Annotated in this window: 11 protein-coding genes and 2 pseudogenes; 12 read left to right on the top strand and 1 reads right to left on the bottom strand. The window is 70.4% G+C overall.

Translation table 11 applies throughout. From position 1 onward, the window contains the following. Window positions 1–78 precede the first annotated feature (78 nt). The 9 genes from ACFT7S_RS16675 to ACFT7S_RS16715 all read left to right on the top strand — a co-directional run bounded on the left by ACFT7S_RS16675 (window position 79) and on the right by ACFT7S_RS16715 (window position 11,538). On the top strand, window positions 79–732 hold the full coding sequence (locus ACFT7S_RS16675; RefSeq protein ID WP_382732210.1) for a hypothetical protein: 654 nt from the start codon (window positions 79–81) through the stop codon (window positions 730–732). Between the two features lie 731 nt (window positions 733–1,463). Then, entirely contained in the window at window positions 1,464–1,778 is a 315-nt protein-coding gene (locus ACFT7S_RS16680; RefSeq protein WP_382732212.1) for a hypothetical protein, read from the top strand. 90 nt (window positions 1,779–1,868) lie between these two features. Then, on the top strand, window positions 1,869–2,702 hold the full coding sequence (locus tag ACFT7S_RS16685) for a M55 family metallopeptidase (RefSeq protein WP_382732214.1): 834 nt from the start codon (window positions 1,869–1,871) through the stop codon (window positions 2,700–2,702). Then, a complete protein-coding gene (locus ACFT7S_RS16690) occupies window positions 2,695–4,038 on the top strand; it encodes a M20/M25/M40 family metallo-hydrolase (protein WP_382732216.1) in 1,344 nt (447 codons plus the stop codon). The genes ACFT7S_RS16685 and ACFT7S_RS16690 overlap by 8 nt, the downstream gene beginning before the upstream one ends. 20 nt (window positions 4,039–4,058) lie before the next feature. Next, window positions 4,059–6,077 carry a S9 family peptidase gene (locus ACFT7S_RS16695; RefSeq protein ID WP_382732218.1) on the top strand — a complete coding sequence of 673 codons (2,019 nt, stop codon included), beginning with the start codon at window positions 4,059–4,061 and terminating at the stop codon, window positions 6,075–6,077. Further along, on the top strand, window positions 6,074–7,018 hold the full coding sequence (locus tag ACFT7S_RS16700; protein WP_382732220.1) for an LD-carboxypeptidase: 945 nt from the start codon (window positions 6,074–6,076) through the stop codon (window positions 7,016–7,018). Before ACFT7S_RS16695 ends, ACFT7S_RS16700 begins: the two co-directional genes overlap by 4 nt. A gap of 141 nt (window positions 7,019–7,159) precedes the next feature. After that, window positions 7,160–8,947 carry a CocE/NonD family hydrolase gene (locus ACFT7S_RS16705; RefSeq protein WP_382732222.1) on the top strand — a complete coding sequence of 596 codons (1,788 nt, stop codon included), beginning with the start codon at window positions 7,160–7,162 and terminating at the stop codon, window positions 8,945–8,947. A gap of 133 nt (window positions 8,948–9,080) precedes the next feature. Then, complete coding sequence (locus ACFT7S_RS16710; RefSeq protein ID WP_382732224.1) at window positions 9,081–9,320, top strand: lipopolysaccharide assembly protein LapA domain-containing protein; 240 nt, start codon at window positions 9,081–9,083, stop codon at window positions 9,318–9,320. Window positions 9,321–9,465: 145 nt separating this feature from the next. Continuing rightward, complete coding sequence (locus ACFT7S_RS16715; protein WP_382732225.1) at window positions 9,466–11,538, top strand: SpoIIE family protein phosphatase; 2,073 nt, start codon at window positions 9,466–9,468, stop codon at window positions 11,536–11,538. Between the two features lie 18 nt (window positions 11,539–11,556). Here ACFT7S_RS16715 and ACFT7S_RS16720 read toward each other — a convergent pair. Next, a pseudogene (locus tag ACFT7S_RS16720) lies at window positions 11,557–12,594 on the bottom strand (glycoside hydrolase N-terminal domain-containing protein). A gap of 123 nt (window positions 12,595–12,717) precedes the next feature. Here ACFT7S_RS16720 and ACFT7S_RS16725 point away from each other — a divergent pair. From ACFT7S_RS16725 to ACFT7S_RS16735, 3 genes and pseudogenes are all read left to right on the top strand, one after another. Further along, window positions 12,718–13,356 (top strand): LysE family translocator, encoded by a 639-nt coding sequence (locus ACFT7S_RS16725; protein WP_382732227.1) that lies wholly within the window; start codon window positions 12,718–12,720, stop codon window positions 13,354–13,356. A gap of 21 nt (window positions 13,357–13,377) precedes the next feature. Beyond that, the gene (locus ACFT7S_RS16730; protein WP_382732229.1) at window positions 13,378–13,665 is read left to right on the top strand and encodes a hypothetical protein; all 288 of its coding nucleotides are present in this window, start codon (window positions 13,378–13,380) and stop codon (window positions 13,663–13,665) included. A gap of 58 nt (window positions 13,666–13,723) precedes the next feature. Further along, window positions 13,724–14,005 (top strand): annotated as a pseudogene (locus ACFT7S_RS16735) (lantibiotic dehydratase); the annotation flags it as partial. Window positions 14,006–14,173 lie beyond the last annotated feature (168 nt).

Below are 14,173 nucleotides of genomic sequence, written 5' to 3' on the forward strand. Positions count from 1 at the left end.
CTTGACCCATTGCACTCGGTTGCCGGCGCAGTCGACACTTCGCTGACCTGGAATCCTGAGCCCTGATGGACGGAGAACATGAGCGACCCCCAATCGGAGGGCCTCGGGGCTGCCGACAACTACCGCACCCGCATGTGGGGCCCGGCCACATTTGCAGAGCGGCCGCCCACACGGCTCGTGGTGGAGGGGGCGCTGCTGGGACTCACGACCGCTTGCCTCGTCGTAGGCGCCGCGGCAGCCGGAGCACTGACCGGTCACAGCGCCCTGGGCACCGGCGTCGGGGTTGCCGTGGCACTGGCTTGTGCCGTGTACCTGTTCTTCACCAACGCCGGGCGGGTTCTCCTGGTCGGGGTGGCTCTCCTCGGCGGGGTACTGGCCTGGTGGGTCCCGGGTCAGACAGCGGAGGCCGTTCTCGCCGCACGCGGCGAACCGAGGACCGTGGTGGTGACCGAGGTCCATGTCCACCGCTACGAAGGACGGGACTACGTCAAGAACTCGTGCTCCGTGGAGCTGCTGGATGGCACACCGGTCGCCGTTGAGGCATGGCGGAGCTGCGGTCCCGCGGTGCGGACGGGTCACCACCCCACGATGGTCTTCGACCCCGAAGGCGTGATCGCCCCGACGGACCGGGTGCTTCCCGCTTCCGCCGCAGCGGCGGGCGCCGGACCGGCGGGCGCCGCTCTGGCACTGGCTGTTCTGTGCTGCGTCGCTGTCATCAGATCCCAGCCGTGAACCGATACCCCAGTTCGACCGAAAGTTGTGCTAGGCGCCGACCTGCCCGGCGGCGCGGAGCAGCCGAAGGCGCGGCTGGTGGCGGAGTTCGAAGCGGGGCTTCCGTTCTGGCGGCAGGCAGCCGAGGCATCCGACACCCCGTCCTTTCTCCGACACCTCCGCTCGGTGGACAACCACTCCGGAAACGCGCACAGCCGGCGGATCCGCGCTCTGCTGAACCTTCCCGCTGCCCCGGCCGCGCCGGCTGGTTCGGCGGCAGCGCCCGTGACGAACACGGCGCTCCGCTGATCGCGCCGACGGGAACAGGAGCGACATGGGAAACAGGTTCGCGTTCCGTCAGTGGTCGGCGCCTCTGGGCGGCCTGGCGGCCGACTTGGAAGCCGAGCTCCAGGCGGTCTGTGCTCCGCCGGAGCACAGCACGACGGTGTACGGCGGCATCTGGCTCACGCTTCCGCCGACCGGAATCTACTGGAAGGATCTTGCGTGGCTCGCCTTCGGCGCTTCGCTGATGCGGCGGCAGCTGACCGAGGCGTACCCCGGTGGTGTCCAGATCCAGGTGCACGGCCTCGTCCACCCCTTGGCCGACTACAAGCCCGAGGTCGCCGCGGTATGCATGGCCGGATGGCTCCGCGAGCAGCTCGACGCGGCGGACCCGGGCATCGTGGTTCGGGCGGACCAGGAAAGAGGCGGGAGCGCCGGGCCAGGCGGTTGTCGCGGAGATCGGTCCACCCGTGCGGCTGGTACTCGCCGTGATCGGCCTGTTGGCGTGGTGGTATCTGTTCCGGTGCCTCGCGGACACCTGGGGCAGCTGGATTCTGAGGAGGGTCGGCCGGGCGCCCTCGTTGGCAGTGGCGGCCTGGATCGGACTGAGCGGGTCACCGGACACGCAGCGGGTGCTGGTTCCCGCTCTCGGGGTGCTCGCCCTGGCCGTTCTGCTGCTCTGGCCCGCGATGGCGGTGTGGCACCTCCTGGCGGGGTCCACCGGGCAGGCCTGCGCACCGGGCAATGTCCCCGACTGGTGGCCGGCACTTCTGCCCATCGGCTGATCCCGCCCACCGGCCCACGCCACAGGACTGGACCATTAAACCTCCCTGTGGTTCTGGTCCGGCCGTTCGGCGACGCGTAACGTGGCGCCGATGAAGATCCTCATCAGCGCGGACATGGAGGGCGCCACGGGAGTGACGTGGCCCGCCGATGTGCTGCCCGGAACTCCGCAGTGGGAGCGGTGCCGCTCCATGTTCACCTCCGACGTGAACGCGGCCGCCCTCGGGTTCTACGACGGGGGAGCCGACGAAGTGCTCGTCAACGAAGCCCACTGGAGCATGCGCAATCTGCTCCTCGAGCGGCTCGACGAGCGGGTGCAGATGCTCACCGGCAAGCACAAGTCCCTTTCCATGGTCGAGGGCATCCAGCACGGTGACGTCGACGCCGTCGCGTTCGTCGGCTATCACACCGGGGCCGGTACGGAGGGCGTGCTCGCCCACACCTATCTCGCCAACTCCATCACCGGGGTCTGGCTCAACGGCGTCCGCGCGAGCGAGGGGCTGCTCAACGCGCACGTCGCCGCCGAGTACGGGGTGCCCGTCGTCCTCGTCACCGGGGACGATCTGACCTGCGTCGACGCCGACGGATACGCGCCCGCCGCCCGCAAGGTCGCGGTGAAGGACTACGTGTCGCGGTACGCGGCGGTGTGCCGCACCCCGGCCCGTACCGCCGCCGACATCAGGGCCGCGGCCAGAGACGCCACCGGACTCGCCGTGCGTCACCCGCCGGCTACGGGCGGCTCCTTCACGGTGGAGCTGGAGTTCGACGCCGAGCATCTGGCGGCTGCCGCCACCGTCGTACCCGGCGTGGCGCCCACCGGTGAGCGGCGTGTCGCCTACACGAGCGTCACGATGTACGAAGGTATTCGCACGTTCAAGGCGGTGACGACCATCGTGTCGTCCGCCGTGGAGGAACAATATGGCTGAGGCGATCAGCCCGCTCGGTCCTGTGGACGAGCAGGCACTCGAGGAATCGGTGACGTTCACCTCCGAACTGATCCGGATCGACACCACCAACCGCGGTGACAGCAGCTGCCAGGAGCGTCCGGCAGCCGAGTACGTGGCCGAGCGACTGGCGGCCGCCGGACTGGAACCGGCCCTCCTGGAGCGCACGCCCGGACGCACCAACGTCGTCGCCCGTATCGAGGGCACGGACCCGTCCGCCGACGCCCTCCTCGTACACGGGCACCTGGATGTCGTACCGGCCGAAAGCGCCGACTGGACCGTGCACCCCTTCTCCGGGGAGGTCCGCGACGGCGTCGTCTGGGGCCGCGGGGCCGTCGACATGAAGAACATGGACGCGATGGTCCTCTCCGTCGTACGCGCCTGGGCACGTGCCGGAGTCCGCCCCCGCCGTGACATCGTCATCGCGTACACCGCCGACGAGGAGGCCAGCGCCGAGGACGGCTCCGGCTTTCTCGTCGAGCGTCACGCCGGCCTCTTCGACGGCTGCACCGAGGGCATCAGTGAATCCGGGGCCTTCACCTTCCACGCGGGCGAGGGAATGTCCCTCTACCCGATCGCCGCCGGCGAACGCGGCACCGCCTGGCTCAAGCTGACCGCCGAGGGCAAGGCAGGGCACGGCTCCAAGGTCAACCGGGACAACGCCGTGACCAGACTGGCCTCGGCCGTCGCCCGGATCGGGACGCACCCGTGGCCGGTGCGGCTCACGCCGACCGTCCGGGCCGCCCTCACCGAGATCGCGGCGCTGCACGGCATCCCCGTCGACACCGAGGCCCCCGGATTCGACGTCGACGAACTGCTGGGCAAGCTGGGACCGGCCGCCGCACTCGTCGAGCCCACCGTCCGCAACAGCAGCAACCCGACGATGCTGGAAGCCGGATACAAGGTCAATGTGATCCCGGGCCGTGCCACCGCCCACATCGACGGCCGGATGCTCCCCGGCGGCGAGGACGAGTTCCACGAGACCCTGGACCGGCTGACCGGACCCAATGTCTCCTGGGAATTCCACCACCGCGAGATCCCGCTCGAGGCCCCGGTCGACTCACCCACGTACGCCAAGATGCGCGCCGCCGTCGAACGCTTCGACCCGGACGGCCATGTCGTGCCTTACTGCATGTCGGGCGGCACGGACGCCAAGCAGTTCTCCCGGCTGGGCATCACCGGATACGGCTTCTCGCCCCTGAAGCTGCCCGTCGGCTTCGACTACCAGGCCATGTTCCACGGCGTCGACGAGCGCGTCCCCGTCGACGCGCTGCACTTCGGCGTCCGCGTCCTCGACCACTACCTGCGTACCGCCTGACCCGACACGGGGGGAATCACATGGTCACCACAGCGCCCTACGGAACCTGGCCGTCGCCGATCGACGCGGCACTCGCCGCCTCGCTCGACGGCCGCCCCGAGTTCGTCGGCACCGTCGGCGACGAGGTGTGGTGGACGGAGCCGCGCCCGGCCGAAGGCGGCCGCCGCGCCCTGGTGCGCCGCCGCGCGGACGGCACCACCGCCGCCGCGCTGCCCGCACCCTGGAACGCCCGCAGCCGCGTCATCGAGTACGGCGGGCAGCCCTGGGCCGGGGCCGAGCGCTCCGAAGGCGGCCCGCTGGTCGTCTTCGTCCACTTCGACGACCAGCGGCTGTACGCGTACGAACCGGACGGCCCCCGCGACCCGTGGCCGCTCACCCCTGTGTCCGACGTCGGTGACGGGCTGCGCTGGGCCGACCCGCAGCTCCGCCCGGTCCGCACGGAGAGCGGCGCGCAGGGCGAAGTCTGGTGCGTCATGGAGGAGTTCACCGGCGAGGCGCCCACCGACGTGCGCCGGGCGATCGTCGCCGTGCCGCTGGACGGATCGGCCGCCGACGACCGCGGCGCGGTACGTGAACTCTCCGACGACCGGCACCGGTTCGTCACCGGGCCGAAGATCTCGCACGACGGGCGGCGGGCCGCCTGGATCGCCTGGGACCACCCGCAGATGCCGTGGGACGGCACGGTCGTGATGGTCGCGGACATCACCGACGAGGACACCTTCACGGGCATCCACCCGCTCGTCGGCGACACCGACGAATCCGTCTGCCAGGTCGAATGGGACCGGGACGGCTCCCTGCTGTTCGTCTCCGACGTCAGCGGCTGGTGGGAGCTCCAGCGCATCCGCCCGGACGCCCCGGCGGGCTCCGTCGTACCGAGCAGCAGGATCTGCGGCGGCCGGGGCGAGGAGTTCGGCGGCCCCATGTGGCGGATCGGGCTGCGCTGGTTCCGGCTCCTGGACAACGGCCTGATCGCCGTCATCCACGGCAAGGGCACCACCCGGCTGGGTGTGCTCGACCCGGAGACCGGCGAGCTCGCCGACGTGGCGGGCCCCTGGACCGCCTGGGCCGAGACCCTCGCCGTACAGGGCACCAGGGTCATCGGCATCGCCGCGAGTCCGCACACCGCCTACGAGGTGGTCGAGCTGGACACCGCCGACGGGCACACCCGGATCATCGGAGCGCAGCATCGGGACGCCGTTGATCCCGCGTACTACTCGCAGCCACAGGAACGCACCTTCATCGGACCCGACGGGCGCGAGATCCACGCCCACGTCCATCCGCCGCACCACCCCGGCCACACCGGCCCCGAGGGCGAGAAGGCCCCCTATGTGATCTGGGCGCACGGCGGCCCCACCGGACACGCGCCGCTCGTACTCGACCTGGAAATCGCCTACTTCACCTCCCGCGGAATCGGAGTCGCCGAGGTCAACTACGGCGGTTCCACCGGCTACGGCCGCGCCTACCGCGAGCGGCTCCGCGAACAGTGGGGCGTCGTGGACGTCGAGGACTGCGCTGCCGTCGCCGAGGCGCTGGCGGCCGAGGGTGCGGCCGACCGCGACCGGCTGGCCGTACGTGGCGGCAGCGCCGGCGGCTGGACCACGGCCGCCTCCCTGACCGGCACCGACGTCTACGCCTGCGGGACGATCCTGTACCCCATCCTCGATCTGGCGGGCTGGGCCACCGACGAGACCCATGACTTCGAGTCGCAGTATCTGGAATCACTCGTCGGCCCGTTCGCCGAAGTGCCGGAGCGCTACGACGAGCGGTCACCGATGCACCGCACCGACCGGCTCACCGTCCCGTTCCTGCTGCTCCAGGGGCTCGACGACGTGATCTGCCCGCCCGTGCAGAGCGAACGGTTCCTGGCCGAACTGGCGGGCCGGGCCGTCCCGCACGCGTACCTCGCCTTCGAGGGGGAAAGCCATGGATTCCGGCGCGCGGACACCCTGATCCGGGCGCTGGAGGCCGAACTCTCCCTGTATGCCCAGACGTTCGGCATCGAACGCCCCGACGTACCGCGACTGGAGCTGACGAAGTGACGCTCAAGCCCCTCACCCGGCCGGCCCGGCTGCGGCCGGGTGCCAGGGTCGCCGTCGTGGCTCCCGCCGGGCCCGTGCCCGCCGACCGGCTGGAGGCCGGTCTCGACCTGCTGCGCGGCTGGGACCTGGACCCCGTGGTGGCACCCCATGTCCTGGACGCCCACCCCGAGTTGGACTACCTGGCCGGTGCGGACGAGGATCGCGCCCGGGACCTCCAGGACGCCTGGTGCGACCCGTCGGTGGACGCCGTGCTGTGCGCCCGCGGAGGGTATGGCGCCCACCGCATGGTCGACCTCCTGGACTGGACCGCCATGCGGGCGGCCGGTCCCAAGGTGTTCGTCGGCTACAGCGACATCACCGCGCTCCACGAGGCGTTCGCCGTACGGGCGGGGATCTCCACCCTGCACGGTCCGATGGTCGCCACCGAGAACTTCCTCAAGGACGCCGCTACCCAGGAGTCGCTGCGCGCCACCCTCTTCGAGCCGGAGTCGGTACGCACCCTCGGTCTGGAGTCGGCGACCGCGCTGGTCCCGGGCCGCTCGCGGGGCATCACGTACGGCGGCTGCGTCAGCCTGCTCGCCGCCGACATCGGCGCCGCGCACGCCCGGAGGTCGGCCCGGGGCGGACTGCTGGTGATGGAGGACGTGGGCGAGGACCCGTACAGGCTCGACCGCATCCTCACCCAACTGCTGCGTACCGGCGCCCTCGACGGGATCTCCGGTGTGGCGTGCGGGTCCTGGGAGAACTGCGGACCGTACGAGCAGGTACGGGCCGTGCTGGCGGACCGGCTCGGTGGTCTGGGCATACCGGTGGCCGAGGAGCTGGGCTTCGGTCACAGCCCGACAGCGCTGACGATTCCGCTCGGTGTGCCCGCCGTGCTGGACGCGCCGGAGGACGGCGGGCGGTGCACGCTCACGGTCGAGGTGCCCGCTCTTGTCTGAAGTCCCTCGTCCGAATTCCCTCGGCGGGTGCAGAAGTTGAGCAAGATTCAGGAAACGCCGTCCTGAGCGTTGACACACCCATGACGCCTGTCACAGCATGAGCGCGGCCCGGTACTTACCGGTCGGTAAGGTGTCCTCGGTGTGGAGGTCTTCGTGTCAGGTGCTGTCTCCAGGTTCCGTAAGCCACTGGTCCTCGCGGCGGGAGCGGCACTGGCCGCCCCCCTCGCCCTCGCCAACCCGGCCCAGGCCGAAACGGCGCAATACACCGTCACCCCACTGAAGTTCACCGTCCAGGCGGGCGACCGCTCCTGCACCGTCGACGCCGACCTCTACCGCCCTGATGGCGTCGACGCCGCGCACCCCGCCCCCGCCGTCCTCGCCACCAACGGCTTCGGCGGCAGCAAGTCCGACGGGTCGACGGACGCCATGGGCAAGGCATTCGCCGCACGCGGGTACGTCGGCCTCGTCTACTCCGGTCTCGGCTTCGGCAAGTCCGGCTGCCTCATCACCCTCGACGACCCGGCCGTCGACGGCAAGGCGGCCTCCGGGCTCCTCGACTTCCTGGCCGGGTCCCGCGCCGCCGACGACGGCACCAAGGCCGACTACGTCACCCAGGACGGGGCGGGCGATCCGCGCGTCGGCATGATCGGCGGCTCGTACGGCGGGGCGGTCCAGATGGCCACCGCGGCCGTCGACCACCGGGTCGACGCACTCGTCCCGCTCATCACCTGGAACGACCTGGGATACGCGCTCGCCCCCAACAGCACCGGTGCGCGCCACGGCGTCTCATCCGACACTCCCGGCGTCTTCAAGTGGCAGTGGACCAACGGCTTCTATCTGATGGGGGAGGGGCAGACGCTGCTCAACGCGAGCCTCGACCCGTCCAGGTTCGGCAGTCTCACCTGCCTTCACTTCGCGGCGCAGGCCTGCGACACCATCCGGCTGCTGAACTCGGGGCGCTACCCCAAGGACGAGGCGGACGCGATGCTCTCCTACGCGCGCGGCGTCTCGCCTGTTTCGTACCTCGACCGCGTGAAGGCGCCGACCCTCCTCGTACAGGGCCAGGCCGACAGTCTGTTCAACCTGAACGAGGCCACCGCCACGTACAAGACCCTCACGGCGCAGGGCACCACGACGAAGATGATCTGGCAGTCCTGGGGGCACAGCGGCGGCCAGGTCCCCGGTGAACTCAACCTCACCGAGGGGAATCTGGAGACCAGCTACGTCGGACGGCGCGTGCTCGCGTGGTTCGACCGCTACCTCCAGAAGAAGAACACCGACACCGGCCCCGCATTCGCCTACTACCGTGACTGGCAGAGCGGTTACGGCACCGCGGGCGCCGTGCCCGCTCTCTCGCAGACGATGTATCTCTCCGGTGACGGCAAACTGGTCGACAACCGCTCCAAGGTCGCCCGGGGAAGCCGCCAGTACAGCAACTGGCTGGTGCCGACCAGCCACTCCGAAAGCTCGCTTGCCGGTCTGATCGGACTGCCCGACCGTGCGCCGTACGACACCAAGGGCACCTACCTAGGCTGGACCAGCGCACCGCTGACCGCACCCGTCGATGTCGTCGGCGCCCCGAAGGCCACCCTGAAGGTCGTGTCGCCGAAGACGGAGCGCGTCCAGAACAGCGGCGACGCCTCCGAAAAGCTGGTCCTGTTCGCGAAGGTCTACGACGTGGCACCGGACGGCAGCAGGAAGCTGGTGAACCGCCTGGTCTCCCCGGTGCGGGTCCCCGACGTCACCCGCCCCTTCACGGTGGAACTGCCCGGCATCGTGCACCGGTACGAGACGGGGCACCGGCTCGAATTCGTGATCGCGGCGAGCGACACCGCGTACTTCGGCAACCGGGGCATCAAGCCGGTGACCGTCGTCAGCGCTCCCGAGGACACCGGTGTGCTGGAACTTCCGGTGATCCCGGCCGGCTGACCGGCCACGGGGCCGTCCGCGCTGTCACTCGAACGGCGGTATCCCGCTGCCCTCCGGACCCGGGTGGAGACACTCTGGGAACCGGGGGCGGCTGCGGGGTGCTGCAGACGAGGCTCCAGCGAAAGGCCGGACCATGAGCCCCAAGGACGTATCGAGTGGTGGGAAGACCGCCAAGAACATGCTCACTCCGGGACGGATCGCCGTCCTCGTCGTGGCCGCGCTGGCGATCGCCTTCATCTGCGTGAACACCGAAGAAATCACCATCCGCCTGTGGATTCCCGAAGTCACCATGCCGCTGTGGGTCGCCCTGGTGGGAGTCTTCCTGGCAGGGGCGGTCTGCGGAGGGTACGTGTTCCGCCGGCGTACCAGGTGACGGTGGACGGGCTCGACGCGTAGCGATCGCGTGCGGACGCAGAGTGCACCTGTTGGCGACAATGCGCGGCCAACCCCACAAAGTTATGCTCAGGACAGCGCTGGATCAGCAGCCACGGTGAGACCGGCCCCTGCGGAGCGTACGCATGGCAGCACGTGATCGACCGGACATCGGTGCGGAGAAACGGCTGGCCCTCAACCGCATGGGCACGTTCGACTGGGATCTGGAACGGTCCACGCTCGTGTTCGACGAGGGCGGCCTGGCCGTCTTCGATCTGCGCCCGGACGAGTTCGACGGCATGGCCGACTCGCTGGCCAGGCGCGTACCCCCGGAGGAATGCGCGCGGCTCACAACGGCGCTCCGCAAGGCATTGGACGCCGGCCAGTCGTCCTACGGCGGCTACTTCCAGATCCGGCGCCGCGACGGCCTGCGGCAGTGGACGCATGTACGCGGCCACATCGTCCGTAACGAGGAGGGCGCGCCCGTTCGTGTGCTCGGCATCGTACGGAACGCGACGACGGACCTCGCGGAGTTCAGTGTCGTCAGCCCGCTCGAAGCGGGCCGGCAGCGTACGACCACCATGGTTCAGGGCACCACGCAAGCGCTCGCGCAGGCGGTGACCGTCGACGACGTCACCGCGGTACTGACCGGCGCCGGCGGAATGGAGCGCTTCGGCGCCGACGGACTGATCCTGGGTCTTGTCGAAGGGAGCGCGCTCAAGATCGTCGGCCTCGCGGGCGAACCGGTGGCGATACTCACCGAACTGGCACTCGACCACGTGGACAACGTGCTGCCGCTCGCGGACCACTCACAGCCGCTCGCCGAGGCCGTCCTCACCCAGCAGCCGCGCTTCGTGGCCTCGCTGCCCGAGCTGGCCGAGCGCTTCCCCCGGCTGGCCCCCTACATCCGTCGGCGCCGCCTCGACGCGGCGGCCTTCCTTCCCCTGGTCGCCCAGGCCCGCTCCATCGGCGGGCTGGGACTCTTCTACCGCGACCGCACCGAATTCTCTGCCGAGGACCGCAACCTGTGCATCGGCCTCGCCGGCATCGTCGGGCAGTCCCTGCAACGGGCCATCCTCTTCGACGAGGAGCGGAAGTTCGCGACCGACCTCCAGTCCTCCATGCTGCCGCGCCACATCCCCGACGTCGACGGCGCAGAGATCGCGGTGCGTTACCGGACGGCATGGAGCGGCCGGGACGTCGGCGGTGACTGGTACGACGTGATCCTGCTGCCGAGAGGGCGCATCGGCCTCGTCGTCGGCGACGTCCAGGGGCACGACACCCACGCCGCGGCCATCATGGGCCAGCTCCGCATCGCCCTGCGCGCCTACGCGGCCGAGGGCCACACCCCGTCCACCGTGCTGGCACGCGCCTCGCGCTTCCTGGCCGAACTCGACACCGAGCGCTTCGCCACCTGTACGTATGCGCAGGTCGACCTCGGGTCGGGGGCCGTGAAGGCGGTACGGGCCGGGCATCTGGGGCCGATGGTCCGGCACACCGACGGCCGGATCGGCTGGCCGCGGCTGCGCGGCGGGCTTCCGCTGGGGCTGGCGACGGTGTTCGGCGACGACGCGTACCCCGAGACGCGCCTCGACCTGGTGCCCGGCGAGACCCTCGTCCTGTGCACCGACGGACTCGTGGAGGAACCCGGACTCGATATCGACGTGGGTCTCGATGCCCTGGCCGAGGCCGTGCGCACCGGCCCTGCGGAGGCGGAGGCCCTCGCCGATCATGTGACGGAGGGGATGTGGGAGCGGGCGAAGTCGGGCGACGACATCGCCCTCCTGGTCCTGCGCAGGAACCCGGACGTGGGGACGGCGCAGGCGCCGCGCGTTCATCAGTACATTCACCAGGCGGACCCCGAGGGTCTGGCGGAGGCCCGCGCGGCCCTGCGGCACAGCCTCGAACACTGGGGGCTCGGCGTGCTCGCCGACGACGTGGAGGTGGCGGCGGGCGAACTGCTGGGGAACGTGCTCCTGCACACGGAGGGCGGCGCGGTCGTCACCCTGGAGGTCCTGCTGGAGCCGGACCGGCGGGTCCGGCTCTGGGTCAACGACCGCTCCAGCGTCCGGCCCCACCGGCGTACGCCGGGCGAGTCGGCGACCTCCGGACGAGGGCTGATGATGATCGAGGCGGTCGCCGAGCGCTGGGGCGTCGAGCCTCGGGGCGAGGGCAAGGCGGTGTGGTGCGAGTTCGTGCCGCCCGCCGCGGAGGAGTGACGGCACGAAGCGGCAGGATCACCCCGCCTGAGCGGTGATCCGGTACTCCTCGCCCGCACGCGTCGGCAGGACCAGCACGCCGTCCCGCACCGCGTGATCGGCGGGTCGGCCATCGGGTTGGCCATCGGGTCGGCCGTCGGACCGCTCGACTCGGCCGTCGTGCCGCTCGACGTGGAAGGCTCCGGCGAAGAGCGGGCTGCTGTCGGCGTAGTCGGTTCCGGCGGAGAAGACGAAGGTGGCGCTGTCCGCTCCGCTCACGGTGATCCGGCCGTCGCCTTCGGTCCGGGTCCCGCCCTGGTGGAGGACCTGGACCTGGCCCTCGTACACGAGACCGTTGTCGGCGAGCACGCCGCGTATCAGCAGCCGTCCGCCCTCGGCCGTCACGACCGCCCCGTCCTGCGCCGCGGCGAAGCCCAGCGTGAACGAGATCCGGCCCGGCCGGTCGGCGGCGAGGCGGCCGGCGACGACCTGGGCGGGATGGCTGGCGAAGAACTCACGGCTGAACCGGATGCTGCCACCACCTTCACCTTCACGCCCACCTCCACCCTCGTCCTCGTCCTCGTCCTCGTACGAGACCGTGGCCAGCGCCTGCGCGATGTCGAGGCCGCGTCGGTAGCCGACGGGGGAGGTGGGCGCATCCGGCACATCGAGGACGAGTTCGCCGAAGTTCTGTTAATTGCCGAAGCCGGGGATGCCGTCCGTGCTCGCGTACGCCGGATTGCCGAGCCGCCGCGTCACGTCCTCGGGGTCCATCGCCCCGTACTCGTCGATGATCCGCCGTACCTCGGCGAGCGCGTCCGGCCGGGGTCCGGGCCAGTTCCCGTGCTCGTACCCCTCCCCGCTGCCCGACCCGCCGGTCCACAGCGACTTCTCGTTGAGCTTGAGCCGCTCGCGGGCCACGCCACCGAAGACCATGGCGCCCAGAGCGCCGTTGCCGAGGGGCAGCGCCTCGCGCTCCCAGTCCGTCGCGGGACGGTCGTACCAGAGCGTCCGCGCGGCGACGGTGTGCGTGCGTGACATGAACGGTCCCTCGTCTTTGCTTGTCGTGAACCTCATGGCTCGCGGCCAGAGACGGCAATAGACACCGAAGTGGCGTGCTCGCACGGCAAGACATCGGATGAGATTCCTACGGAAAAAGGGGCTTCAGGCTTCCGCGGTATCCGTGCTTACATGCGCTGCATGGTGTCTACCGACCGACTGATGGCGTTCGCCGCCATGTCCTTCCTGCTGATCGTGATCCCCGGCCCCAGCGTGCTGTTCGTGATCGGGCGGGCGCTGGCGCAGGGACGCCGTGCCGCGCTGACCACGGTCGTGGGGAACACGCTCGGCGCGTACGTGCTCGTCGTGGCCGTGGCCCTCGGGGTCGGGTCCCTCGTGGAGCGGTCCATCCTCGCCTTCACGGTGCTGAAGCTCATCGGCGCCGCGTACCTGGTGTACCTCGGGGTCAAGGCGGTACGGCAACGCGGGGCACTGCATGCCGCGTTCACCGGTGACGGCCCCGTGCACGGAAACCTGCGTACCTTGGGGGAGGGGTTCGTGGTCGGCGTGGCCAACCCCAAGACCATGGTGTTCTTCGCCGCAGTGCTGCCGCAGTTCGTCGACCGCGCCCAGGGACACGTCACCGCCCAAATGCTGCTGCTCGGCGTGGTCTTCAATGTCATCGCGCTTGCTTCGGACAGCGTATGGGGGCTGGTCGCGGCAACCACACGGACCTGGTTCGCCCGCTCACCGCAGCGGCTGGCCCTGGTCGGCGGAGTCGGCGGGCTCACCATGATCGGCCTCGGCGTCACCGTCGCGGCGACGGGCCGCAAGGACTGAAAGACCAACGGGACAGGGGGCGTGGCGTTGGACCTGCTTGCGGTTCTCCACGCAGCCGTGGTCACTCTCAAGGCTCCCTTGGAGCAGGCGGACCGGGAACAGGGCTGGACCGATGAGCTCCGGAGAGAGTTTCAGGAGGAGATCTCGGTCAGCCGCTCTGTGCTGAGCCGGCACGGCCCGGGCATGGTGCGGCATCTGTCTTCGCGCTTCGACGCGTGGATGGAGCGCGAGGGGGTGCGGCAGGGAAGACTCCAGCACCTGGTGTCGGATGTGCAGCGGCAGCTCCTGGACGCTCGCAGCACGGCATAAGGCACGCACCCGCCCTACAGAGTCACGCAGCCCCTGACCCGCGCCGGCCGAGGCCGTCGCGCTCGCCAGCCCGGTGCTGGCGGAGCAGATCGAGGCGATGCTCACCGGACGGCCAACCGCCGTAGCGCAGGCCCGGCGCATGGCGACGGCGCTGGCCCGGTATCTGGTCCGCATGCGCGGCCGTGCCACCCCCTTCGGGACCTTCGCCGGCGTGAGCCCGGTGCACTTCGCCCCGCACCTCACGCTTCGGTGGAGCGAGGGCCATTGGACACGGACCCGGGCTGATGCGGTGTGGGTCGCCGAGATCACCGCCCGCCTCGAAGCATGTCCGGGTCAGTGACCTGATCGACAAGGTCGCCGCCGAACACCCCGGCGCCGCGCACCCGGCCCTGGAGGCGATGATCGGGGAACCGGTGGCGGCGGGCGTGCTGATCAGCAGCCCTGGCTTTTCGGGCTTCTCGGTCTCGCACGTTCGTGCGACTCCACGCGATGCGGCGGCCCTGCCACG

Source organism: Streptomyces sp. NPDC057136, assembly GCF_042670885.1.
Taxonomy (GTDB): domain Bacteria; phylum Actinomycetota; class Actinomycetes; order Streptomycetales; family Streptomycetaceae; genus Streptomyces.

What these genes read in the sequence shown, in the direction of transcription:
- ACFT7S_RS16715 (WP_382732225.1), top strand. Translation starts at nt 9,466, where the DNA reads ATGGCAGCACGTGATCGACCGGACATCGGTGCGGAGAAACGGCTGGCC.
- ACFT7S_RS16710 (WP_382732224.1), top strand. Translation starts at nt 9,081, where the DNA reads ATGAGCCCCAAGGACGTATCGAGTGGTGGGAAGACCGCCAAGAACATG.
- ACFT7S_RS16695 (WP_382732218.1), top strand. Translation starts at nt 4,059, where the DNA reads ATGGTCACCACAGCGCCCTACGGAACCTGGCCGTCGCCGATCGACGCG.
- ACFT7S_RS16675 (WP_382732210.1), top strand. Translation starts at nt 79, where the DNA reads ATGAGCGACCCCCAATCGGAGGGCCTCGGGGCTGCCGACAACTACCGC.
- ACFT7S_RS16690 (WP_382732216.1), top strand. Translation starts at nt 2,695, where the DNA reads ATGGCTGAGGCGATCAGCCCGCTCGGTCCTGTGGACGAGCAGGCACTC.
- ACFT7S_RS16725 (WP_382732227.1), top strand. Translation starts at nt 12,718, where the DNA reads ATGGTGTCTACCGACCGACTGATGGCGTTCGCCGCCATGTCCTTCCTG.
- ACFT7S_RS16685 (WP_382732214.1), top strand. Translation starts at nt 1,869, where the DNA reads ATGAAGATCCTCATCAGCGCGGACATGGAGGGCGCCACGGGAGTGACG.